Source organism: Cupriavidus necator (genome assembly GCF_016127575.1).
Taxonomy (GTDB): domain Bacteria; phylum Pseudomonadota; class Gammaproteobacteria; order Burkholderiales; family Burkholderiaceae; genus Cupriavidus; species Cupriavidus necator_D.
In genome coordinates, this window is the sequence record NZ_CP066018.1 from 3,070,679 (window position 1) to 3,092,187 (window position 21,509).

General features: G+C 64.5%; 22 protein-coding genes and 1 tRNA gene. 10 read left to right on the plus strand and 13 right to left on the minus strand.

Annotated features, from left to right (window positions below):
• Positions 1-43 precede the first annotated feature (43 nt).
• The 6 genes from pepE to I6H87_RS14365 all read right to left on the minus strand — a co-directional run bounded on the left by pepE (position 44) and on the right by I6H87_RS14365 (position 6,804).
• Positions 44-748, minus strand: coding sequence for a dipeptidase PepE (gene pepE, locus I6H87_RS14340; RefSeq protein ID WP_010809489.1), 705 nt, complete (start codon positions 746-748; stop codon positions 44-46).
• A gap of 18 nt (positions 749-766) precedes the next feature.
• Entirely contained in the window at positions 767-1,549 is a 783-nt protein-coding gene (locus tag I6H87_RS14345; protein WP_011615600.1) for an IclR family transcriptional regulator, read from the minus strand.
• 201 nt (positions 1,550-1,750) lie between these two features.
• A complete protein-coding gene (locus I6H87_RS14350; protein WP_011615599.1) occupies positions 1,751-3,364 on the minus strand; it encodes a DHA2 family efflux MFS transporter permease subunit in 1,614 nt (537 codons plus the stop codon).
• 2 nt (positions 3,365-3,366) lie between these two features.
• Positions 3,367-4,623: an HlyD/EmrA/EmrK family protein gene (locus tag I6H87_RS14355; protein WP_011615598.1), complete on the minus strand. Its 1,257-nt coding sequence runs from the start codon at positions 4,621-4,623 to the stop codon at positions 3,367-3,369.
• Positions 4,624-4,667: 44 nt separating this feature from the next.
• The gene (locus tag I6H87_RS14360) at positions 4,668-6,212 is read right to left on the minus strand and encodes an AdeC/AdeK/OprM family multidrug efflux complex outer membrane factor (RefSeq protein WP_011615597.1); all 1,545 of its coding nucleotides are present in this window, start codon (positions 6,210-6,212) and stop codon (positions 4,668-4,670) included.
• A 103-nt stretch (positions 6,213-6,315) separates the two neighbouring features.
• Positions 6,316-6,804 carry a MarR family winged helix-turn-helix transcriptional regulator gene (locus tag I6H87_RS14365; protein ID WP_010809494.1) on the minus strand — a complete coding sequence of 163 codons (489 nt, stop codon included), beginning with the start codon at positions 6,802-6,804 and terminating at the stop codon, positions 6,316-6,318.
• Positions 6,805-6,992: 188 nt separating this feature from the next.
• Between I6H87_RS14365 and typA the strand changes: the two genes are divergently transcribed.
• Positions 6,993-8,813 (plus strand): translational GTPase TypA, encoded by a 1,821-nt coding sequence (gene typA, locus I6H87_RS14370; protein WP_010809495.1) that lies wholly within the window; start codon positions 6,993-6,995, stop codon positions 8,811-8,813.
• Positions 8,814-8,860: 47 nt separating this feature from the next.
• Here typA and I6H87_RS14375 read toward each other — a convergent pair whose 3' ends face one another.
• On the minus strand, positions 8,861-9,724 hold the full coding sequence (locus tag I6H87_RS14375; protein WP_011615596.1) for a sterol desaturase family protein: 864 nt from the start codon (positions 9,722-9,724) through the stop codon (positions 8,861-8,863).
• Positions 9,725-9,961: 237 nt separating this feature from the next.
• Between I6H87_RS14375 and I6H87_RS14380 the strand changes: the two genes are divergently transcribed.
• The 3 genes from I6H87_RS14380 to I6H87_RS14390 all read left to right on the plus strand — a co-directional run bounded on the left by I6H87_RS14380 (position 9,962) and on the right by I6H87_RS14390 (position 13,416).
• Positions 9,962-11,527 carry a methyl-accepting chemotaxis protein gene (locus I6H87_RS14380; protein ID WP_010809497.1) on the plus strand — a complete coding sequence of 522 codons (1,566 nt, stop codon included), beginning with the start codon at positions 9,962-9,964 and terminating at the stop codon, positions 11,525-11,527.
• Positions 11,528-11,637: 110 nt separating this feature from the next.
• Positions 11,638-12,726 (plus strand): enoyl-CoA hydratase/isomerase family protein, encoded by a 1,089-nt coding sequence (locus I6H87_RS14385; RefSeq protein ID WP_011615595.1) that lies wholly within the window; start codon positions 11,638-11,640, stop codon positions 12,724-12,726.
• Positions 12,727-12,855: 129 nt separating this feature from the next.
• Positions 12,856-13,416: an NADPH-dependent FMN reductase gene (locus I6H87_RS14390; RefSeq protein ID WP_010809499.1), complete on the plus strand. Its 561-nt coding sequence runs from the start codon at positions 12,856-12,858 to the stop codon at positions 13,414-13,416.
• A gap of 115 nt (positions 13,417-13,531) precedes the next feature.
• On the opposite strand, the gene I6H87_RS14395 is transcribed toward I6H87_RS14390, so the two are convergent.
• Positions 13,532-13,867 carry a hypothetical protein gene (locus I6H87_RS14395; protein WP_041687431.1) on the minus strand — a complete coding sequence of 112 codons (336 nt, stop codon included), beginning with the start codon at positions 13,865-13,867 and terminating at the stop codon, positions 13,532-13,534.
• A 597-nt stretch (positions 13,868-14,464) separates the two neighbouring features.
• Between I6H87_RS14395 and dusA the strand changes: the two genes are divergently transcribed.
• The 4 genes from dusA to I6H87_RS14415 all read left to right on the plus strand — a co-directional run bounded on the left by dusA (position 14,465) and on the right by I6H87_RS14415 (position 16,977).
• On the plus strand, positions 14,465-15,502 hold the full coding sequence (gene dusA, locus I6H87_RS14400; protein WP_011615594.1) for a tRNA dihydrouridine(20/20a) synthase DusA: 1,038 nt from the start codon (positions 14,465-14,467) through the stop codon (positions 15,500-15,502).
• A gap of 470 nt (positions 15,503-15,972) precedes the next feature.
• A complete protein-coding gene (locus I6H87_RS14405) occupies positions 15,973-16,191 on the plus strand; it encodes a hypothetical protein (RefSeq protein WP_155737068.1) in 219 nt (72 codons plus the stop codon).
• Between the two features lie 325 nt (positions 16,192-16,516).
• A complete protein-coding gene (locus I6H87_RS14410; RefSeq protein WP_011615592.1) occupies positions 16,517-16,795 on the plus strand; it encodes a hypothetical protein in 279 nt (92 codons plus the stop codon).
• 106 nt (positions 16,796-16,901) lie between these two features.
• Positions 16,902-16,977: transfer RNA gene (locus I6H87_RS14415), tRNA-His, on the plus strand.
• A 254-nt stretch (positions 16,978-17,231) separates the two neighbouring features.
• On the opposite strand, the gene I6H87_RS14420 is transcribed toward I6H87_RS14415, so the two are convergent.
• The 3 genes from I6H87_RS14420 to I6H87_RS14430 all read right to left on the minus strand — a co-directional run bounded on the left by I6H87_RS14420 (position 17,232) and on the right by I6H87_RS14430 (position 18,585).
• Complete coding sequence (locus tag I6H87_RS14420) at positions 17,232-17,543, minus strand: hypothetical protein (protein WP_136227780.1); 312 nt, start codon at positions 17,541-17,543, stop codon at positions 17,232-17,234.
• A gap of 395 nt (positions 17,544-17,938) precedes the next feature.
• Complete coding sequence (locus I6H87_RS34875) at positions 17,939-18,157, minus strand: DUF2188 domain-containing protein (RefSeq protein ID WP_081050264.1); 219 nt, start codon at positions 18,155-18,157, stop codon at positions 17,939-17,941.
• A gap of 185 nt (positions 18,158-18,342) precedes the next feature.
• On the minus strand, positions 18,343-18,585 hold the full coding sequence (locus tag I6H87_RS14430; RefSeq protein WP_011615591.1) for a DUF2188 domain-containing protein: 243 nt from the start codon (positions 18,583-18,585) through the stop codon (positions 18,343-18,345).
• A gap of 530 nt (positions 18,586-19,115) precedes the next feature.
• On the opposite strand from I6H87_RS14430, the gene I6H87_RS14435 reads away from it, so the two are divergent.
• A complete protein-coding gene (locus tag I6H87_RS14435) occupies positions 19,116-19,466 on the plus strand; it encodes a hypothetical protein (RefSeq protein WP_011615590.1) in 351 nt (116 codons plus the stop codon).
• Positions 19,467-19,965: 499 nt separating this feature from the next.
• Positions 19,966-20,313 (plus strand): hypothetical protein, encoded by a 348-nt coding sequence (locus I6H87_RS14440; RefSeq protein WP_011615589.1) that lies wholly within the window; start codon positions 19,966-19,968, stop codon positions 20,311-20,313.
• Positions 20,314-20,352: 39 nt separating this feature from the next.
• On the opposite strand, the gene I6H87_RS14445 is transcribed toward I6H87_RS14440, so the two are convergent.
• Positions 20,353-20,523 carry a hypothetical protein gene (locus I6H87_RS14445; protein ID WP_010809510.1) on the minus strand — a complete coding sequence of 57 codons (171 nt, stop codon included), beginning with the start codon at positions 20,521-20,523 and terminating at the stop codon, positions 20,353-20,355.
• A gap of 110 nt (positions 20,524-20,633) precedes the next feature.
• Positions 20,634-21,287: a transcriptional repressor LexA gene (gene lexA, locus I6H87_RS14450; RefSeq protein WP_011615588.1), complete on the minus strand. Its 654-nt coding sequence runs from the start codon at positions 21,285-21,287 to the stop codon at positions 20,634-20,636.
• Positions 21,288-21,509: the final 222 nt, after the last annotated feature.

Consider the following 21,509-nt stretch of genomic DNA (forward strand, 5'->3'; position numbering starts at 1 on the left):
GGCTGGGGTGGGGTTCTGTACGCAGGGACTCAGGCCGGCAAATTCAGCGCGGCAGCGACAGCGCGCCGGGCTGCACGTCGGCAATGTCCGCGCCCCTGAACCAGCGCGCGGGATGGGCGCCGCCCATTTCGAGGCGATCGTCCGAGACCCGCACCCAGTTGCCTTCGGGCAGCCCCAGCACTGGCATGTCGGGCTGCAGCACGGTGAATTCGGCCAGGCGCTGGTCGCGCGTTTCGCCGCGGAAGCCGGGCACGACCAGGTTGAAGTAGTGCGGGTTGATCTGGAAGGGGACCAGCGCCAGCGCGTCCAGGCCGCCCGGGTCGGCCACCGGCATGTCGTTGGTGGTGCTGATGGTCGGGCAGGCCAGGTTGGCGCCAGCGCTCCAGCCGATATAGCGCGCCGCACCGGATCGCACCCGCGCCGAGATCGCCGCCAGCAGGCCGCGCTCGCGCAGGCATTGCAGCAAGCGGAACGTGTTGCCGCCGCCAACGACGATCAGTTCAGCCGCCTCGATGGCGCGCACGGCTGCCGCCGGCTCGGCCTGCCGGTGCAGCGATTGCACCGCGATGCCGACCGGCGCGAAGGCGTCGCGGACCAACGTCTCGTAGGTGTCCCAGTCGCGCGTGACCCCGGCGAACGGGATGAAGCAGGCAGTCTTGCGGCCGGCGGCCAGGTCCCGGATTGCCGCCTGGGCGTGGACCAGGTAGCCGGCGTCGCTGCTGGAGTTGCTGAGTAACAGGAGTTCCATAAGTCGTTGCGGCGAAGTCTAGATAAGTGGGGTGGCGTCGAGCCACAGTGGGTCGCCGATGCGCTGTCCCACGGGTGCCACGGCCTGCACCAGCGTCGCGCGCAGCGCCTGGGCCTGGGCCTGGCTGACCTGCATCGCGGTGAAAGACAGGCACAGCCCACGCACGTCGCCTGAGAGCGGATCTGCCAGCGTGGCGGCCACGGCGCCGATGCCGGGCATGCCTTCATTCACGGCGATGGCGCTGCGCTCGGCGCGGGCCGTCGCCACACGCTCGCGCAGCTCGGCGACCGTGGCGGGACAGCCTGCGGGTGCATCCGGCAGCTTGCGGGTGCCGGCGGCGCCATAGCGCGAGTTGAATTCAGGCTCGGGCAGGCGCGACAGCAGTACCCGGCCCATCGCTGTGGTGAATGCCGGCCGGCGTGCGCCGGGCGGTGACAGCACCTGCACCGGGTTGCTTCCGTTCAGGCGTTGCAGCACGACGGTGTCGGTGCCGTCCAGCATCGACAGGTAGGCGGTGAAGCCGGTGGCATCGGACAGCGTGGCCAGGATCTCGCGGCATTGCTCGTCGAAAGGATGCGCCTGTGCAGCAGCCTGCGCGGCGCGGATCAGCAGCGCGCCAGGGCGGTAGCGCCGCGTGGACGGCTGCAGTTCCAGCAGGCGGTAGCGCACCATCTGGGCGAGCAGGCGCGAGGCCGAGCTCTTGGCAAGGCCAAGTTCGTCCAGGACATCGTTAAAAGTGATCTCGTGCCGGTGATGCCCGAACATGTCCAGGACGCTTTCCACGCCTTCAAGAATGCTCACTCCGCCGCTCCATGCTCCACGTCTTCTTACCTGTTTATGGTTCCATTTTTTGGAACCAAGGTTCCGTAAATTGGTTTGCAAATAATAGAGGCACGAAGACAGGAACACAAGGGGGACATTCCCGGCGCGGCAACGCCGCGGCGAAGCAAAAAAAAACGGCCCCGATCAGGGGCCAAGTTCTTGAAAACCGGAGAGGTGGGGTCAGTGCGCCGCCAACGCATCCGCTGACCCGCCGCCGCCCTTGGCCGGCCGCGTCAGCCAGACAAAGCCGATCAGCACGAAGAACAGCATCCCCGAGATCCAGAAGATATCGTTGGCGCCGAGCATGGCCGCCTGCTGGGTGATATTGCGCTCGATCACGCCGATCGCCTGGGCCTGGCTCATGCCCATCTGCATCAGGTGGTTGAGCTGGTCGTGGTAGGCCGGGTTGTACGGGGTGACCTGTTCCACCAGTTGCGCATGGTGCAGCGCCGTCCGGTTTTCCCAGAGCGTGGTCGAAATCGAAGCGCCGATGGCCCCGAACGTGATCCGGACGAAGTTGGACAGTCCTGACGCCGCCGGAATCCTTTCCGGCGGCTGGCCCGACAGGATGATCGAGGTCAACGGGATGAAGAACATCGCCATGGCTGCGCCCTGGATCAGGGTCGGGATCATCAGCGTGCGGGTGTCCACCTGGGTCGTGAAGCCGGCGCGCATCAGGCTGACGATGCCGAAGGTGATGAACGCGGCCGTGGCCACCCAGCGGGCATCCATTTTCGGCAGGTTCTTGCCAATCAGCGGCGACAGCAGGATCGCAAAGATCCCTACCGGCGCCATCACGATGCCCGCGTCCGTGGCCGTATAGCCGACAATCGTCTGCAGCCACAGCGGCAGGATCACCAGGTTGCCGAAGAACAGCCCGTATGCCACGGAGATGGCGACCACGCCGGCGCTGAAGTTGCGGCCCTTGAACAGGCTGATATCGACGACCGGGTGCTTCTCATGGCTTTCCCAGATCAGGAAGAACAGGAAACCGACAATCGCCACCAGCGTCAGCACCACGATCTCGGTCGAGTGGAACCAGTCCAGTTCCTTGCCCTTGTCGAGCATCAGCTGCATCGAGCCCACCCAGATCACCAGCAGCGCCAGGCCGATGCGGTCGATCGGCAGCACCCTGGTCGGGGTTTCGCGGTCCTTGTAGATGGCCCAGGTGACATAGGCCGTGACGATGCCCACCGGCACGTTGATGTAGAAGATCCACGGCCAGGTCATGTTGTCCGAGATCCAGCCGCCCAGCAGCGGGCCCATGATCGGCGCCACCAGCGTGGTCATGCCCCACAGTGCCAGTGCCATGGTGCTCTTCTGCGGCGGATAGCTCGACAGCAGCAGCGACTGCGACAGCGGGATCATCGGCCCGGCCACCGCGCCCTGCAGGACCCGTGCGGCCAGCAGCGTCTCGAGGTTGGGAGCGACGCCGCACAGCCACGATGCCAGCACGAACAGCAGGATCGAGGTGATGAACAGCCGCACCGCGCCGAAGCGCGTGGTCAGCCAGCCGGTCAGCGGCACCGAGATCGCATTGGCCACCGCAAACGAGGTGATGACCCATGTGCCCTGGTTGGGCGCCACGCCCAGGTCGCCTGAAATCGCCGGGATCGATACGTTGGCGATCGACGAGTCCAGCACGTTCATGAACGTGGCCAGTGACAGCGCGATGGTGCCGACCACCAGCTTGCCGCCGGTCAGCGGCTGCGGCTGCTGCGGTGCCAGCGGCCGGACGGGCCGCGCCGGCGCCTGGCTGCCGCCGGACTGCGCGGCGGAGGGGGAGATGGCCATGGTCAGGTGTTGGCGGGCTTGGCGTTGGCGGCGCTGGCCGAGGGCAGGCCGGTGCTGCGGCCGCCGTTGTTGGCGGCGATGATGCGCGCGATCAGCTGGTCGGCGTCCTGCGCAACCTTGTCGTAGACATCGGTCTGCATCGGCTTGGCCGGCGCGGCAGGGGCCATGGCGGCGCCTTCCTCGCGGCGCACGTCGACCTTGACGGTCATCGACAGGCCCACGCGCAGCGGGTGGTCCTTGAGCTGCTGCGGGTCAAGCGCGATGCGCACCGGCAGGCGCTGCACCACCTTGATCCAGTTGCCGGTGGCGTTCTGCGCCGGCAGCAGCGAGAAGGCCGAGCCGGTACCTGCCGAGAAGCCTGCGACCTTGCCCTGGTATTCCACCTTGGAGCCGTACACGTCGGCTTCCAGCGTCACCGGCTGGCCGATGCGCATATGCGTGATCTGCACTTCCTTGAAGTTGGCGTCGACCCAGACCTGGTCCAGCGGCACCACGGCCATCAGCGGCGCGCCGGCGGCCACGCGCTGGCCGACCTGCACCGAGCGCTTGGCAACGTAGCCGGTGACCGGCGCCGGCATGGCCGAGCGCGCGAACGACAGGTAGGCCGAGCGCAGGCTGGCGGCGGCGCGCTGCACGTTGGGGTGCTTCTCCACCGTGGTCTGGTCGGTCAGCACCTTGTTCGACGCCAGCTGCTCGCGCGCGGCCAGCAGCGCCGACTCCGCACCCTTGAGCGCGGACTGCGCATGCGAGATCTCTTCATTCGAGACCGCGCCCGAGCCGGCGATGGCCTGGCGGCGGCGCAGGTCGTCGCGGGCCTTGGCCACGTCGGCTTCGCGCAGCGCCACGTTGGCGGCGAGCGAGCCGTTGTTGACGTACAGCGTGCGCACTTCGCGCACGGCCTGTGCCAGCTGGGCCTCGGCCTGTTCCAGTGCCACTTGCGAATCGGCGCGATCAAGCTGGATCAGCGGCTGGCCGGCGGTGACCAGCTGCGTGTCGTCGGCGGAGATCGACACCACGGTGCCGCCCACCAGCGGCGTGACCTGGACCACGTTGCCGGCGACATAGGCGTCGTCGGTGTTTTCAAAGTGGCGGGCGTACATGCCCCAGTAAACGCCATAGCCGATGCCGGCGACCACGATTGCCGCGGTCAGCGACAGCAGCATGCGCTTGCGCTTGCCGTTGTTGTTGGTGGTGGCCGGCGCTTGCTGGGCAGGGTGCTGGGGGGCGTTGGTGCCGGCCGCTTGCTGGTTGTTGCTCATGATGTCTTCTGAATAATCTTGTCTTCGATCACTGGGTGCGCGGATCAGCCGCGGGCGCCCGCCTGGGTGTTGTGCTGTTGCTGCGCCGGTCCGTGGCCCGCGCTCTCGTGGCCTTCCGCAGGCTCCTCGTAGCCGCCGCCGAGCGCCTTCATCAGGCCCATCTGCAGGTCCAGCCGGCGCGCCTGCAGGTCGGTCGCCAGGCGGCGCTGCTGCAGCACATTGCTCTCGGCGTTCAGCACGGTCAGCTGCGTGCCCAGGCCGGCCTTGTAGCGGGTGGTGGCCAGCGCATAGGCGTGCTCGGCCAGGTCCAGCGCTTCGCGCTGGGTCTGGATCTGCTTGTCGACGCTGCGGATGCTGGTCATGGTGTCGGCGGTCTCGCGCAGCGCATCGACCAGGGCCTGGTTGTAGTTGGCCACGGCGATGTCGTAGCCGGCGTACTTGCCCTTCAGGTTGGCGCGCAGCTTGCCGCCTTCGAAGATCGGCAGGCGGATGGTCGGGCCGATGCCGAAGGTGCGGCTGACGCCCATCAGCAGGTTGGACGGATCCAGCGCGGCCAGGCCGGCAAAGGCGGTCAGGCTGACGTCAGGCAGGAACTCTTTCTTGGCGACACTGATGTCCTTGGACGCCGCCTCCACGCGCCAGCGTGCCGCCACCAGGTCCGGCCGGCGGCCCAGCAGGCCGATGGTCAGGTTGTCGGGCAGCGTCGGCGTGGCCTGCGCCAGCAGCACCGGGCGCTGGATCTGCAGGCCGCGGTCCGGGCCCTTGCCCAGCAGCGCTGCAAGCTGGTTGCGCGCCAGGGCGATTTCCTCGTCGACGCGCTGCAGGTCGGTGCGCGAAGCAGCCACCGTGCCGCGCGCCTGCGTGGTCTCGACCTGGGTGTCGAGGCCGGCGGCCAGGCGCTGGCGCGACAGCTCGGTCAGGTCGCTGCGCTGGGCGATGGCGCGCTCTGCCACGTCGTGCTGGGCATACAGCGCAGCCAGGCGGGCGTAGTTGCGGGCGATCGAGGTGGCCAGGATCAGGCGCGAGGCCTGGCTTTCCGCCTCGGCGGCGCGGTCGTCGGAGAGCGCGGCTTCGAGCGCGTCGCGGTTCTTGCCCCAGAAATCGAAGTCATAGGACAGGCCCACCTGCAGGCGCGACTGGTTCTGCCACGATCCCGCCAGCGGGGTGCCTTCGAACAGGTCTTTCTCGGAGAAGCGCTGGCGGATCAGGCTGCCTTCGAACTCAAGGTGCGGATAGAGCGCGCTGCGGGTGGCATCGGCCATGGCGCGCGAGGCTTCCACGCGGGCGAACGCGGCCTGCAGGCTCGGGTTGTCCTTGACCGCCTCATCGACCAGGGCGCTCAGCTGGGGGTCCTTGAACTGCGCGACCCAATCCTGCGAGGGCCACTGGCCATGCTCGTCGGGCAAGGTCTGCGAGGTGGCCATCGTGGCCGGGTCGGCCACGGTCTGCGTGCTGTGCGAATTGCCAAGGGCCGCGCAGCCGGCCAGCACCGCCACGGCCACGGCGGTCAGCGCCAGTGTGCCGGCGCGGCGCACGAGCGCGCTTGTGCGGGCTGGCTGGGAGGCTTGGGGAGTGAGAGCTGGTTTCATGATGACGCTCCGTTGCCGGAGCCATGCTGTTTTTTTCTACGGGCTGTTGCGGGGTCCGGTTGACCGGACGTTCTGGCTTGCCGGAAGCCGGCAGGCACGCCCGCTACCCGCTGTTGTTTTCGATGATCCGTCGCAGCATGCTGCGCAGCAGTTGGATCTCATCCTCGGAAAAACCGCGGAAGTGGTGGGCAAGCACCTTGCAGAAGATGGCGGGCAGCCGTTCCACCAGTTCCTGGCCCTGTGGCGTGACCGACAGGTCGACCACGCGGCGGTCGGCGTCGCGGCGCCGGCGTTCGATCAGCCCGCGCTTTTCCATGCGGCTGAGCAGGCGCGTGACCGAGCCCATGTCGGTATTCAGTTCGCGGCCCAGGTCGGTGACGGTCGAGGCGCGGCCGGTCGCCAGCATCATCAGGCAGCTGGCTTGTGCCTGCGTGATGTCCAGGCTGCTGACTTCCTGCTCGACCCCGTGCGCCAGCATGTTCCTGGCGCGCTGCATCAGGTAGCCGACGCTGTCGCACATCTGGTACTGGGCGGGATCGAACAGGCCGGCCGTGGATTCGGCTGGTTGATCGGAGGAAGGGAGCCGTGACATCTTTGCCTTTGCAATCTTTGCTGAGGCAAATATATGTTCACGTTTAACGATAAGCAAGAACGGAAATTGGTTATTCCACTTTTCGCAATGATATTCATTCGGTAAGTGGCGGTTCCGATCAACGCGTCTTGCGCTGCAACATGCTAGAATGTTGGGTTACCTCAGATTCTCCAAAGCGAGACGCAGCAATGACCCGCGCCATCCGAAATATCGCCATCATCGCCCACGTCGATCATGGCAAGACCACCCTGGTCGACCAGCTCCTGCGCCAGGCAGGCACCTTCCGCGACAACCAGCAAGTCGCCGAGCGGGTGATGGACTCGAACGACCTGGAAAAGGAACGCGGGATCACGATTCTCGCGAAGAACTGTGCCGTCGAGTACAACGGCACCCATATCAATATCGTCGACACCCCGGGCCACGCCGACTTCGGCGGTGAAGTGGAGCGCGTGCTGTCGATGGTCGACGGCGTGCTGCTGCTGGTCGATGCGGTCGAGGGCCCGATGCCCCAGACCCGCTTCGTCACGCGCAAGGCGCTGGCGCTGGGCCTGAAGCCGATCGTGGTGGTCAACAAGATCGACCGCCCGGGCGCGCGCCCGGACTGGGTCATCAACCAGACCTTCGACCTGTTCGACAAGCTGGGCGCCACCGACGAGCAGCTCGACTTCCCGGTGATCTACGCCTCGGGCCTGAACGGCTTTGCCGGCCTGACCGAAGACGTGCGCGACGGCGACATGAAGCCGCTGTTCGAGACCGTGCTGGACAAGGTGCCGGTGCGTGACGACGATCGGGACGGCCCCCTGCAGCTGCAGATCATCTCGCTGGACTACTCCAGCTACGTCGGCAAGATCGGCGTGGGCCGCATTTCGCGTGGCCGCGCCCGTCCGCTGCAGGACGTGGTGGTCAAGTTCGGCCCGGAAGGCAACCCGATCAAGGGCCGCATCAACCAGGTGCTGAAGTTCCAGGGCCTGGAGCGCGAGATCGTGTCCGAGGCCGAAGCCGGCGACATCGTGCTGATCAACGGCATCGAAGAACTGGGTATCGGCTGCACCGTGTGCGCGCCGGAGGCCCAGGACGCGCTGCCGATGCTGAAGGTGGACGAGCCGACGCTGACCATGAACTTCTGCGTCAACACCTCGCCGCTGGCCGGCCGTGAAGGCAAATTCGTGACCAGCCGCCAGCTGCGCGAGCGCCTGGACCGCGAACTGAAGTCCAACGTGGCGCTGCGCGTGGCCGATACCGGCGACGACACCATCTTTGAAGTGTCTGGCCGCGGTGAACTGCACCTGACCATCCTGCTGGAAAACATGCGCCGCGAAGGCTACGAGCTGGCCGTGTCGCGTCCGCGCGTGGTGTTCAAGGAAATCGACGGCGTCAAGTGCGAGCCGTACGAACTGCTGACCGTGGACGTCGAAGACAGCCACCAGGGCGGCGTGATGGAAGAGCTGGGCCGCCGCAAGGGCGAACTGCTCGACATGGCGTCGGACGGCAAGGGCCGTACCCGCCTGGAATACCGCATCCCGGCCCGTGGCCTGATCGGTTTCCAGGGCGAGTTCATGACGCTGACGCGCGGCACCGGCCTGATCAGCCATATCTTCGACGACTACGCGCCGGTGCGCGAGGGCGGCCTGGGCGAGCGCCACAACGGCGTGCTGATCTCGCAGGACGACGGCGACGCCGTGGCTTACGCGCTGTGGAAGCTGCAGGACCGTGGCCGCATGTTCGTCAAGCCGGGCGATGCGCTGTACGAAGGCATGATCATCGGCATCCACAGCCGCGACAACGACCTGGTGGTCAACCCGATCAAGGGCAAGCAGCTGACCAACGTTCGTGCTTCGGGTACAGACGAAGCCGTGCGCCTGGTGCCGCCGATCCAGATGTCGCTCGAATATGCGGTGGAATTCATCGCCGACGACGAACTGGTCGAGCTCACGCCCAAGAGCATCCGCCTGCGCAAGCGCCACCTGAAGGAGCACGAGCGCAAGCGTGCTTCCCGCGAAGGCGCATAAGCGCTGACGCCGGCAATAAAAAAACCGCGCCCCGAAGGCGCGGTTTTTTATTGCGTGCCGGGCAGCGGCTCCAGTGCCGGTGCGCGCGGGCTGCGCCACTCGGGCGGCTTCCACAGGTAGCGCAGGTCGCGATCGCGCCAGGCATCGGCGAACATGTCACGCCATTCGTGGAAGGTCAGCGTCAGCGGGTTATGGGTGCGCACCTGGCGGGTGATGCCGTACACCGGGGCCTCATGCTCGGGGACGAAGGTGCCGAACAGGCGGTCCCAGATCGTCAGCACACCGGCGTAGTTGCGGTCGATGTACTGCGGGTTCTTCGCATGGTGGACGCGATGGACCGATGGCGTATTCAGTAGCGACTCGATCAGCTGCCAGCGTTGCCCCAGCCGCGTATGCACGAAGAACTGGAAGGCCAGGTTCACGCCGACCGCCAGGATCACCCAGTCCGGCGTGAAGCCGATCCATGCCAGCGGAATCCAGAACAGCCACATGCCTGAGAGCGGATACGTCAGGCTCTGCCGGAACGCCGTCGAGAAATTCATGCCTTCCGACGAATGGTGCGTCACGTGCGAAGCCCACAGCCAGCGCACGCGGTGGCTGGCGCGGTGGAACCAGTAATAGAGAAAGTCCTGCAGCAGCAATAGCAGCGCGAATGACCACAGGGTCTCGGGCATGGCGCGCAGGCCGTGCTGGTAGCACCAGGTATAGACCGTGCGGATCATCAGCCAGAGGAAGAACGCATCCGAGGCCTGGTGCATCAGCGCCAGCGCTGCGTTGGATACGGTGTCGCGCAGGCTGTAGACGGTCGGGTCGCGGCGGGCCCAGTACCATGCCTCGGCGCCGATGGTCAGCAGGAACACTGGCGCAAAGGCCAGCAGCACCAGTCCGGGATCGAGCGATTCAGTGTTCATGCCGCCAGTTTGCATATTCCGCATGGAATTGCCACGAGGGACTCCTCCAAACGGCGCTGCGCGGGGTCTCGCGGCGCATCCGCCACATGGTGGATTGCTGTACTGCCACGCAATTCTGTCACGCGTGTGAAGGTGGTGAATACCGGTAAAGGACGCAGCCAGCGTGCCGTAGTTGAACAGGGCGGCGGCGCGGCTCGCGCTCCCGATTTCCCCGATTCCTCTTCCCCCGGAGCCTTCATGTTCAAGAACACTACCATCGGAGCCAGATTGTGGTTCCTCACCATCGTCACAAACTTGTTGTTGTTGATTGTCGGCGCAGTGGGTTGGCTCGGCATGTCGCGCAGCAACGAGGCGACGCACCAGATCTATGGGCAGCAGCTGTCGGCCGCGGTCAACCTGGCCGAAGCGCGTTCGAACCAGCTGCTGGTGCGCGTACTGCTGGACCAGGCGACCTTCGCCACGGACCCCGCCGATGCCAAGGCGCGCGCCGCGACCGCGGAAGGCTTTGCGCGCGATTCAGAGAAGGCCTGGCAGGCCTATCTCGCCTTGCCGCGCTCGGCTGACGAAGCCAGGGCGGTGGAGGATGTCACCGCCAGGCGCGATGCGCTCTTCAAGCAGGGTGTCGCGCCGATGATCACTGCGCTGCATGCCGGCGACCGCGATGGCGTGATGAAGGCCGTGCTCGAAACCATCCCGCAGCTCGACATCGCCTTCACCGCCGTCAATGCCGAACTGAACAAGCTGCAGGTGGCCAGCGCCAAGCAGGTCTACGAGGCATCGCAGCAACGCTATCGCAACCTGTTCGCGCTGTCGGCATGCGTGCTGGCAGTGGGCCTGGCATTCAGCACCGTGGTGGCATGGCGCCTGCGCCGTTCGATCGTGCAGCCGCTGGATACTGCGATCGGGCGTTTCGAGAAGATCGCGGGTGGCGACCTGAGCGTCGCCGCTTCCGGCGGCGAGGTGCTGGCCGATGAGTCGGCGCGCAACGAGACCGCGCGCATGCTCGGCATGCTGGGACGGATGCAGGCCAGCCTGGTGGCCATGGTGGGCGACGTGCGTGGCGGCGCGGACTCGATTGCCTCGGCCAGCAAGCAGATCGCCAGCGGCAACGCCGACCTGTCGCAGCGTACCGAGCAGCAGGCGGCCTCGCTGGAAGAGACCGCCTCCAGCATGGAGGAACTGACCAGTACCGTGCGCCAGAATGCCGACAGCGCGCGCGAGGCCCGCGGGCTGGCAACGGATGCCGCGAGCCTGGCCGAGCGCGGCAGCGAGGCCGTGCTGCGCGTGGTCAACGTCATGCAATCGATCGATGCCAGCTCGGGCAAGATCGTCGACATCATCGACGTGATCGAGAAGGTTGCGTTCCAGACCAATATCCTGGCGCTGAACGCGGCCGTGGAAGCCGCGCGTGCCGGCGAGCACGGCCGGGGATTTGCCGTGGTGGCTGGCGATGTGCGCGACCTGGCGCAGCGCTGCGCCGGCGCATCGAAGGAAATCCGCGCGCTGATCGGCGCCTCGGTGGCCAATGTGCGTGAGGGCTCGGGGCTGGTCGATGACGCCGGTCGGGCGATGCAGGACATCGTCGACGCGGTGCAGCGTGTCAGGGCCATCATCGGCGATATCAGCGCGGCCTCGGACGAGCAGTCCAACGGCATCGAGCAGGTCAACGTGGCGGTGTCGCAGATGGACAGCATGACGCAGCAGAATGCGGCGCTGGTGGAGCAGGCGGCCGCCGCGGCGGCATCGCTCGAAGACCAGGCGCAGCGCCTGACCTCGCTGGTGGCGACGTTCCGGCTGGCGTGACGGTGCCGGGCGCATGCGCAGTGACTGCACATGCGCAGCAAGCTGCCCACAGGGGTGCGCTTGCCGATGCGACTGGCGTAAAATCGCGAGTTGCATTGGAGGAGTACGACATGACTGAATTCGTCACGACCGAGGTCCGCGGTGGCATCGGATACCTGACGCTGAACCGCCCGCAGGCGCTCAACGCCCTGTCGCTCGACATGATCCGCGCCATCACCCAGGCGCTGCAGACCTGGGCCGCCGCACCCGAGGTGGCGGCCGTGGTGGTTGCCGGTGCCGGCGGCAAGGCCTTCTGCGCCGGGGGCGATATCCGCTATTTTCACAAGGCTGCGCACGAAGGCGATCCGCTGCTCGACCAGTTCTTTGTCGAAGAATACGCGCTGAACTTCCTGATCCACCGCTATGCCAAGCCCTATATCGCACTGATGGACGGCGTGGTGATGGGTGGCGGCATGGGCATCTCGCAAGGGGCGCGGCTGCGCCTGGTCACCGATCGCACCAAGATGGCGATGCCGGAAACCAATATCGGCCTGTTCCCGGATGTGGGCGGCGGCTGGTTCCTCGCGCGCACGCCGGGCCGCATCGGCGAGTACCTGGGGCTGACCGGCACCGTGATCCATGCCGCCGACGCACTCTACGCCGGGCTGGCCGACGCCTATCTGCCGCGCAACCGGCTGGCCGAGCTGGTCGATTCGCTGCGCACGCAGCAGTTTGCCAGCGGCGACGCCGTGCTGGCGCACATCGAAGGCTTTACCGCTGCGCACCGCGATGACTGCGTGCCGGCGCAAAGCACGCTGGCCGGGTTGTCGGCGCAGATCGACAGCCTGTTCGCGGGCAACACCATGCCGGACATCCTCGCCGCCGTCAGCGACGCCCCGGGCGACTGGGCCGCGCAGACCGCCGCCATGCTGCGCAGCCGCTCGCCACTGATGCTGTGCGTGACGCTGGAGCAGATCCGCCGTGCGCGCAGCATGTCGCTCGAAGACGAGCTGCGCATGGAACTGGACATGATGCATTACGTGTTCCGCAACGGCGACGGTGTCGAGGGCATCCGCGCACTGGCTGTCGACAAGGACCACAAGCCGCGCTGGCAGCATGCGCGGCTTGATGATGTCAGCCGCGAGAAGGTGCTGTCGTTCTTCGACAGCCCGTGGCGCGCCGAGGAACATCCGCTGGCGTCGCTCGGCAAGACTGCCTGACATCCGCTGCGCAGGACGTGGCGGCGCCGACTCGGGTAGAGTGACGGCTGGACCGGCGCACGCGGCCAGGCCAACCCTGGCCGCGTGCGCCGTCCGCGTCATTCCGTCCACACAGTCAAAGGAGCCGCAATGAGTAATCCTCGTGATGTCGTTGTACTGGTGGGAAGCCTGCGCAAGGAGTCATACAACCGCAAACTGGCCAAGGCGCTGATCGCGCTGGCGCCGCAGCAACTCAAGCTGGAGATTGTCGAGATCGGCGAGCTGCAGCTGTACAACCAGGACCTGGACGACAAACCTACCCAGGCCTGGACCACGTTCCGCGACCGCGTCCGCCGCGCCGACGCCGTGTTGTTCGTGACCCCGGAATACAACCGCTCCGTGCCCGCGCCGCTGAAGAACGCCATCGACGTGGGCTCGCGGCCCTACGGCAGCAGCGTCTGGGACGGCAAGCCTGGCGCCGTCATCAGCGCTTCGCCCGGCGCCATCGGTGGCTTCGGTGCCAACCAGCACCTGCGCCAGTCGATGGTGTTCCTCAATGTCCCGATGCTGCAGCAGCCTGAGGCGTATATCAGCGGCGTCGACAAGCTGTTTGATGAGCAGGGCGGGATCGCCAATGAATCGACCAAGGGCTTTCTCGGCAAATTTCTGACGACGTTTGCAGGCTGGATCGAGCGGACTGCGCCGCGGTGATACTGCGGGGGCCGGGCGCTGTGAACCTCGACGCGGTAGCCTGTAACCGCGGTTTGGGGGGACGTGTCAGGTTACGAAGGCGTGCGCATCCGCCCCGGCTCCTGTCAGCGAACGTTCAGAGGTCGAGTCGAGAACCATCGAGTGCCATCCATGCCCAGAGGAGAAGCACCGGCATCCCGGCCAGCCAGCGCAGCCAAATGCTGCGGTTCATTGCCAGCAACGCCCAAATTGCAAGTGAGTAACCAAGCAGGAGTGCGAAGCACGACAGCAGGTAGTTCGCCTGTGATTGATATGCCCACATCGCCGCAGATGGTCCTTGGCCGCCGAACGGATAGTTTTCAGGGCCTGTCCAGGCTCCCCGTATCTCTACAAGCATCAGCATGGCGACGAGACCGAGGATGCCGGAACCGACAGCCTTAATAGCGAACTTCCAGTTCCATGTCTTTCGCATAGTACAAAAACTCCTTGGCAAAGGAGTTCATTGAACTGGTGAAGTCGATGCAACCTGCAGAGCCAGGGTAGCTTCCGCCGTGGATCGTGAAATTGCTTCGGCCAAACACGTTTGTCCCCGGCGTGGCTGCAACCCAATGCGCCGGGTTCCCCAGGCTGTCGTACAGCCCGGCCATCGCCCGGCCTTGATGTTGATGAGCCTGAGAATGCAGGCAGCATCTGTTGAAGATGCTTGTAATTTCCCAGTGTTGAAAATCATCCTGCCGCGCGGTGGTGCGGGGCCCCTGTCAGGGGCGGGCGCGCACGTTCCCATTTGCACGCAGAGGGCTTCGGGAATCAATCAGCGCAGTCCGAATGTGCATGTTATCTGTGCTGCACGTCTTCTATAGCCCAGTTAAGCCGTGCACGTGGAGTGATGCCAAGGAGCCGTTTCAGCATCGCGAGTGCACCTGTGTTGCTTCGATCGATCTCGATCTGCCCTCGATGGTAAACTCAAGCGCTTCCGCTCATCAGCGAACTTGCCGTTTCCCGACAGGCTGACGAGGCAGTTTTTGAGTTTTTCTAAGTAGGAATATCGGTCCAGGCGGATCGTTGTGAAATGACTGATTATCAAGGGAAGATCGCTGCTGCAAGCCCGCGCCGGGTATCCGTGGCCCCGATGATGGACTGGACCGACCGCCATTGCCGCATGTTCCACCGCCAGCTCAGCCGCCACACCTGGCTGTACACCGAGATGGTGACCACCGGCGCGCTGCTGCATGGCGACGTCCCGCGCCACCTGGACTTCGATGCGGCCGAACACCCGGTCGCGCTGCAGTTGGGCGGCAGCGAGCCGGCAGATCTTGCCATGGCGGCCAAGCTGGGGCAGCAGTGGGGCTATGCGGAAGTCAACCTGAACTGCGGCTGCCCGTCCGAGCGCGTGCAGCGCGGGGCCTTCGGCGCGTGCCTGATGGCCGAGCCGCAACTGGTGGCCGACTGCGTCAAGGCGATGCGCGATGCGGTGGATATCCCGGTCACCGTCAAGCATCGCATCGGCATCGACAAGATCGAGCACTACGATTTTGTTCGTGATTTCGTCGGCCGGGTGGCCGAGGCGGGTTGCGGCACGTTTATCGTCCACGCGCGCAATGCGATCCTGAAGGGCCTGAGCCCGAAAGAAAACCGTGAGATTCCGCCGCTGCGCTATGAGGTGGCGTACCAGCTGAAGCAGGAGTTTCCTGAGCTGGAGATCCTGATCAACGGTGGCATCGTCAGCTATGACGAGGTGGCGGCCCACCTCGAGCACGTCGATGGCGTGATGATCGGTCGCGAGGCATACCATCAGCCCTATGTATTGGCCGAAATGGATGCGCGCTTCTATGGCGATGCGAGTGCGCCGGCGCCGTCGCGGCTCGATGTCGAGCTGGCGATGCAGCGCTATATCGGCGACCTGGTGGAGCGGGGTGGCTATATGGGCGCGGTCACGCGCCACATGCTTGGCCTGCATCGTGGCATCGCGGGCGGACGTGGCTGGCGCCGCGTGCTGTCGGATGCCAAGCGCATGAATGCGGCACGCACGCGAGCCGATGTGGATGCACTGTTCGAAGAGGCGCGCGCGCACTTGCGGCCGCAGGCACAAGAGCCTCTGGCCGCGTAAGCGAGCGTGGGCTGCGCGTTCTGCCGAGGCCGCGCTCTAACTCCGAATCGTGAAAATGTGCATGGCTGCGCGGGGGTACCGCGCGCCGCACTTGCAATGCCTGATCGCCCGGAAACCGGCGCCAGGAAAGGGATTCCCCTAATTCGCTGAGGCAGGGCACTTTCATACACTGTGCCTGCCCTCGAATACAGGGCTTTCTTCAACTGATTATTAGCCCGCTTCGGCGGGCTTTTTTTTCGTCGCCGTACTCTTGTTGCTACGCCAGGCTTGTTGCTCTTCGTTTACCCGAATGGTGCATTCCCAGGATGACAGTTACAGTGCAACCGCCTTCAGGGCATTTGAGATCGCTAAATTTAAGAGTCCGCGCTGCGGACTCTTTTTTTGCGCGCTCGCTTTGCTTGCGCCGACGAGGGGATTAGACGGTTGTCCCCGTAAAGAGTTCCATCGGTCACGCCAGCAGGCTAGCGCGTATGGCTGATGCCTACGTCCAGCGTGCCGTACGTCGTGATGCTCGATTCCCTGCCGTCGACCCCGCCGCCAGCGCATCCGCCGAGCAAGGTGGCCGCCAATGCCGTCAGCGCAAGAATCCGCGCTGGCCATCTACACTTGATTTGCATTCCCGTTTCCTGCCGTTCGTAGACGTGTCGATTTTTGTCGATGACGTCGATTGGGCTCTCAGATGCTCGTGAGGTTCCTTCGCCAGGTGCTGGCGCCACGACAATGAGAAGGCAGGGTGGCCAAAAAGAGGCAGGCGGCCCGATGGGGCGGGCCGCCTGACGGGAAGGTCGAGGGGGGTCAATGTCCCTCAGGCACAAGTATCGCTTCGCGCATTTGCGGCATGAACCCTGCAGAGGTAGGGGCTGTGCACAGCATATTTCCGCGAGCGAATCAGCGGCAGGCGCGAAGGTGCCAGCGCCGGGCGGGCGCCCTGGTCGGCGGCCGTGATACGATCCCTCGCATAGCCCCAGGCGAGACAAGGCATGGCATGCGGACCGAGCCGGCAGGGGGAGCAGCGTGGAAAAAGAAAACGTGGAAAACGAAGCGCCGTTCGGCGTTGTCTATGAAGACTTCAGGGTGATCTGGGTTGCCGAGCAACTGCAGGACGGCAAATGGACGGCACGCTACTGCTGGCATCCCGGCACTTCGGAAGCTGCTGGCAAGGCGTTGCAGGAAGCCGTGCTGAACGGCAAGTCGCGCCGCCTGTTGGGGCAGTTCGATACCGAAGCGGAGACCGTCGAAGCCATCAAGCAGGCAGTGCTGCTTGAAGCAAAGTGGAGCCCGTCCAGAACCTGAGCTTTTCTCTCAAAAAAATTGTGCGGAATACTAGCCATTCCGGCAAACTGTTTGTATAATCTTGGTTTTCGTCGATCAGCAACGTAACGCGCTGATGACCTCTACGGTGGCTGTAGCTCAGTTGGTAGAGTCCAGGATTGTGATTCCTGTCGTCGTGGGTTCGAGTCCCATCAGCCACCCCAAATTTTCTTTCGCATCAAGGCCTTACGGGCTTTCTAACCGTCCCATGATGCGGAATTTCCCCACGGCGCCACTGGTGCCGTTTCTGTTTTCTGCTCCCTTATTCTGTTGCTGCTGCCCGTTTGACCTTGCGCCGATCGTAGTGACGGTGGGTGGTCGATGGGTTGGCGTGTGCCGCGAAGTCGTAGGCGTCGGCGGACCTGCGCTCGAGCTTCGTGGTGATCGCCGAAGTGGACCTCGTATGCCTTCAGGGTTGTCATGCTGCCTCCCTAGCGGCGAGCATGGCGTCGGCCTCGATGTAGCGGAGGCGGGCACGCGCATCAGCCCAGAAGATCGCGTTGGCTAGCGGGTGGGCGGCGTAGTCAGGCATGGCGCGGCCGAGCAGTTGCTCCGCATAGCGGACGCCGATTTCATCGCCAACGACAACCTTCGCGGCGAAGTAGTCGCGAAGGGTCATGCCGCCAACTATCTCGTTCGGGTAGTCCCTGTTGAACGACGTGGGAAATGCCGAGCCGCCGTTGTCGATGTCGGTACTCACCCGCCGCCGCATGCCGACGCGCCAGGACATCGCCCTGGTGCAGAAGACGCAAGCCGACATCCTGGATCTCTGGTCGCGCGGCCTGGCCGAGCGCGACAAGGGCATTCAGGACCGGGCGTCAGCCTGGCTGCATAGCTGGAACGAAAAGAACCCGGAATCACCCATCCTGATCAACGGGCGCCAGTTGCAGAGCCGCGTCAAGCAGATGGCGACGCCGAGCGCAGATCGGATGTTGAAAGGGGCGCCGAAGGGTCTGCGCGGCCGGGTGGCCGGCGAGTTCGCTGCTGGCCGCCCCGCGAAGGAGGGGAGTGATGAAGCGCTACTTCTGAAACGTGCTGATCGCCGTCGACCAACTCGGCAACGCGCTAGCCGCCGGCGACCCAGACGAGACGATCAGGCGTTTCTTCCCAGCAAGCATGCCGGCGCTATTCTTCGTCGCGCTCTGGATTGGTTCCATCGACCCGGCTCAAGTACCGGTGCATTGTCCCGTCTAGCCTGTGAACGTAGAGATCGACGCGTTCGGCACAGGCGGCTGTCCAGCCGTCACGGACGGCGTCCGCTTTCGTAGTGAACGGGATATTCGGACTGCCGTCTCGACAGATGTCCCAATGGCCGAGATGCGGCATGATGTGAACGTGTCGCATTTTGGGACCCCCGCATCAGTATGCAATTCGAGTCTAGGGCCTACACATGAGCAATCAATGTTGGACAGATGCTCAATCGGGCCTGTCTGGCAAAAGAAAAGCCCTCGACCAGGGTGGCGAGGGCCCGAAGTGGAGGCAGGCGTGTCGCAGGACCGCCCACTTAGAATCCAACTGAGGGCATGACCTTAATCGGCATCACGGATGCAAGTGAGCGCGCTCGCGTCGCAATCGCGAAAATCGATCTCACTTGGCTCGTTTTCCACGCCATGGATCGTGAGGACGGCATCCTGCGCCATTGCCATTTGAACGCCTGCGGCAATCGCTGCGCCGCGGGAGGGATAGGTTACACGCGTGCCGCTTGGATCATCGGTTTCTACGGCCCATCGGGATTCTTCGGTCAGCACAACCTGGACGGTATTGACAGACATTAATGCACCTCCTTGGTTGGGGCATGTCTTCGTTGTAGGCGCGATGAGTCGAACTCGATGTCGGGCAACCTCCTACCTTCGTGGATGGAGATGGCAAATAGCTGGTCAGAGGCGCATTCGTGTCAGGAAAGCGCGCTATACGTTGTGCAAAACCGCCGATCCGTGCAAAAAAGCCCTCGGTCGGGTCGAGAGATCGAAGGGAGGGTGTATTCGAGCCGTCGTCAGGCGCCGGTGCCAACATGGCGTTCCTGTTCTCAGAGGCCTATGCTTAACTCAGTCTTCTGCACGCTAACCGCGATGAAGCGCCACGTTTCTCACCTACCCGGCCACCCAGAACTCCCCGTGCACGGCGCGCGCTATTACTTCGCGCTGGTTGCTGGGCTGATCATTCTGGGCGGGCTGTACCTCGCCGTCGCAGTGTAGCGAGCTCGATGCATTGCAGTCAAAGCGCAGGAACAAGCGGTCCCACGCCTGTCGTGGATGTCCCGGTTGCCTCTGCAGTTTGGGGCGATGCTCAGCGGGAGCGAAAAATGCAAGCGATATTTGCCAGAGGCTACACGCAACGGCCCGTGATAGTCGTGGCCCGAGAATACGCGGTTGACGGTATTCAAGTTGACGTGGGAGATCTAGTGACCGTTCGCGTCCTTGATCAGGATGTCGAGTTTGGCATCCGCCTATCCGGTCCCGGGGACGGCGTGGACAGCTGGCGGGGCACGATTTTTCATATTGCGCGCGGTGAAGAGGCGCTTACGTATGCAGAAGGGCTTGAGCTTGACGACATCGTGGATGTCTCGCGCGCGGAGATGGCCGAGATCATTAAGCACAACGACGATTCCCGATCTGTTTCGGCTCGCTCGATCCCGGATGGCGGCGTGGTGTAAGCCATGACGCCGGCGGTCTCCGGCACGCTTTAGATCACTGCTTCTTTCCGCCAGATCTCGGCCACAGTGGTCATCCCCTCCTTGCTCCGCCATGCAAAAATCATGCAAAAAAGCCGCGTACAAGGCGGGCTACGGAAAGTTTGCGCCGGTGGTGGTCGGGTATGTCTCGGGGGTTGCTGCAGGCAAGGGGCGCCGTTGGCGGGCCAAAAATTGAGGTGGCGCATGGGGCTCGCACGGGTTACAATTTTTCCCACGGCACCCGTAGAAGCCGCATGAATGCTTGTGAAAAATTGAGCGTTCATGGGAAAAAAACGAGGCCGAAAGCGTTGATTCCAAAGGGGAAAATGGCGATTGATGCCGGGATTGAGATTCCTGTCGTCGTGGGTTCGAGTCCCATCAGCCACCCCAAAGCATTTCCCAGAACGGCGCCTCGCGAGGGCGCCGTTCTGCATTTCCCGGGGGCGGTATGTCTGTTCGAGCGGCAGCGGTTGGCGTAGCGATGGCAGCCATGGTGGCAGGGTGTGCCACCGGCACTTCTGAAAAGGACATTCGCGCGCGTGCGCCGATGCGCTTGTTCACGCCCGCCAAGATGGGTGAGGTTGCGAAATGCCTGCGCAACAATCTGGGCGATGACGCCGCGGTCGTCAACTATCCGGCGAAGAGCCAGACCGAGATCCGCATCGGCCAGACCACGTCTGGCGGTGAATACCAATACGCCTATCTGATTTCGCTGACGGCGAAGCCGGATGGTACGGCGCTGGAGCTGCGCAAGAGCGATACGTGGTTCCCGCAGCTGACGCCGACGGAGCTGGAAGCCGAAGCCAAGGCGTGTGCGCCGCGTAGCTGAGGACGGCGCCCGCAGCTGCTCGGAGACAGCCGGCAGATTTCAGGCGGCCAGCTTTTCGGCGGTTTCGAGTTCAAGCATGCGGCAGATCGCCGCCATGCTGCCGACCATGGTGCGGCGCTGCGTACCCTGGTAGACGCGTACGCCCTTGCTCTGGCGGAACGGCACGGGCTTGACCGGGCGACGGGCGGCGACTTGGTGGATTTGCGGCATGGTGGCACCTCTTTTAGGCAAAGCGGGGTCAACACCCGGCAAGCCGGGCGGCGTCTGCAAAGCAATGGAAGCGGGTGGGCCCGCGCAGGCGGTTGGCCTGCGGTGCCCGGCTAGAAGCCGGAAGATCGGATCAGCCCGACGGCGATGCCTTCCAGCGAGAACTCCTCGCCAGGCTCCACGATGATGTTGGTGAAGTCCGGGTTTTCTGCGATCAGTTCGATATGGCCACCGCGCCGCTGCAGGCGCTTGACGGTCACGTCATCACCCAGGCGCGCCACCACGATCTTGCCGTTGGCGGCTTCGCTGGCGCGGCGCACGGCCAGCAGGTCGCCGTCGAGGATGCCGGCATCGCGCATGCTCAGGCCGCGCACTCGCAGCAGGTAATCGGGGCGTTCGTCGAAGACCGAGGCGTCGACCTGGTACTGGCGGTCGATATGCTCGGCGGCGAGTATCGGGCTGCCGGCAGCAACGCGGCCCACCAGCGGCAGCGTCAGCTGCATCACGCCGGCCATCGGCAACGAAAACTGGTCGGGCATTTCCGAATCGCTGTGTGCCACCTTCAGGCGGATGCCGCGTGAAGCGCCCGGGGTCAGTTCGATCACGCCCTTGCGTGCCAGCGCCCTCAGGTGTTCTTCCGCGGCATTGGGCGAGGAGAAGCCAAACTCTGCGGCGATTTCGGCGCGCGTGGGCGGAAAGCCGGTGCGGCGGATCGTGTTGCGGATCAGATCGAAAATCTGCTGCTGCCGGGGTGTCAGGGTCGCCATGGGATCGCCGTTCCGTGCGGGGCCGCGGGGTTTCGGGTAAGAGGATCGGTCGATCCTTTATCCTGCATCCGTCTGACCGGGCACTGTATGTTTAAACAGTATGCTGTGATTTTATACAGTATCGGCCTGAGCGCAAGCAGAATTTTTGGGGCGTGTCTCATGGACGGAATGCGGATCACCGGCGAGAGCCGCGGCGAGGCGGGGCGCGCCCGTTACAATCGG

Excerpts from the sequence above, each read along its gene's own strand:
- pepE (WP_010809489.1), bottom strand. The coding sequence starts at position 748 with ATGGAACTCCTGTTACTCAGCAACTCCAGCAGCGACGCCGGCTACCTG.
- I6H87_RS14350 (WP_011615599.1), bottom strand. The coding sequence starts at position 3,364 with ATGGCCATCTCCCCCTCCGCCGCGCAGTCCGGCGGCAGCCAGGCGCCG.
- I6H87_RS14355 (WP_011615598.1), bottom strand. The coding sequence starts at position 4,623 with ATGAGCAACAACCAGCAAGCGGCCGGCACCAACGCCCCCCAGCACCCT.
- I6H87_RS14360 (WP_011615597.1), bottom strand. The coding sequence starts at position 6,212 with ATGAAACCAGCTCTCACTCCCCAAGCCTCCCAGCCAGCCCGCACAAGC.
- I6H87_RS14365 (WP_010809494.1), bottom strand. The coding sequence starts at position 6,804 with ATGTCACGGCTCCCTTCCTCCGATCAACCAGCCGAATCCACGGCCGGC.
- typA (WP_010809495.1), top strand. The coding sequence starts at position 6,993 with ATGACCCGCGCCATCCGAAATATCGCCATCATCGCCCACGTCGATCAT.
- I6H87_RS14375 (WP_011615596.1), bottom strand. The coding sequence starts at position 9,724 with ATGAACACTGAATCGCTCGATCCCGGACTGGTGCTGCTGGCCTTTGCG.
- I6H87_RS14380 (WP_010809497.1), top strand. The coding sequence starts at position 9,962 with ATGTTCAAGAACACTACCATCGGAGCCAGATTGTGGTTCCTCACCATC.
- I6H87_RS14385 (WP_011615595.1), top strand. The coding sequence starts at position 11,638 with ATGACTGAATTCGTCACGACCGAGGTCCGCGGTGGCATCGGATACCTG.
- I6H87_RS14390 (WP_010809499.1), top strand. The coding sequence starts at position 12,856 with ATGAGTAATCCTCGTGATGTCGTTGTACTGGTGGGAAGCCTGCGCAAG.
- I6H87_RS14395 (WP_041687431.1), bottom strand. The coding sequence starts at position 13,867 with ATGCGAAAGACATGGAACTGGAAGTTCGCTATTAAGGCTGTCGGTTCC.
- dusA (WP_011615594.1), top strand. The coding sequence starts at position 14,465 with ATGACTGATTATCAAGGGAAGATCGCTGCTGCAAGCCCGCGCCGGGTA.
- I6H87_RS14405 (WP_155737068.1), top strand. The coding sequence starts at position 15,973 with ATGGCTGATGCCTACGTCCAGCGTGCCGTACGTCGTGATGCTCGATTC.
- I6H87_RS14420 (WP_136227780.1), bottom strand. The coding sequence starts at position 17,543 with ATGTCCTGGCGCGTCGGCATGCGGCGGCGGGTGAGTACCGACATCGAC.
- I6H87_RS34875 (WP_081050264.1), bottom strand. The coding sequence starts at position 18,157 with ATGCGACACGTTCACATCATGCCGCATCTCGGCCATTGGGACATCTGT.
- I6H87_RS14430 (WP_011615591.1), bottom strand. The coding sequence starts at position 18,585 with ATGTCTGTCAATACCGTCCAGGTTGTGCTGACCGAAGAATCCCGATGG.
- I6H87_RS14435 (WP_011615590.1), top strand. The coding sequence starts at position 19,116 with ATGCAAGCGATATTTGCCAGAGGCTACACGCAACGGCCCGTGATAGTC.
- I6H87_RS14440 (WP_011615589.1), top strand. The coding sequence starts at position 19,966 with ATGGCAGCCATGGTGGCAGGGTGTGCCACCGGCACTTCTGAAAAGGAC.
- I6H87_RS14445 (WP_010809510.1), bottom strand. The coding sequence starts at position 20,523 with ATGCCGCAAATCCACCAAGTCGCCGCCCGTCGCCCGGTCAAGCCCGTG.
- lexA (WP_011615588.1), bottom strand. The coding sequence starts at position 21,287 with ATGGCGACCCTGACACCCCGGCAGCAGCAGATTTTCGATCTGATCCGC.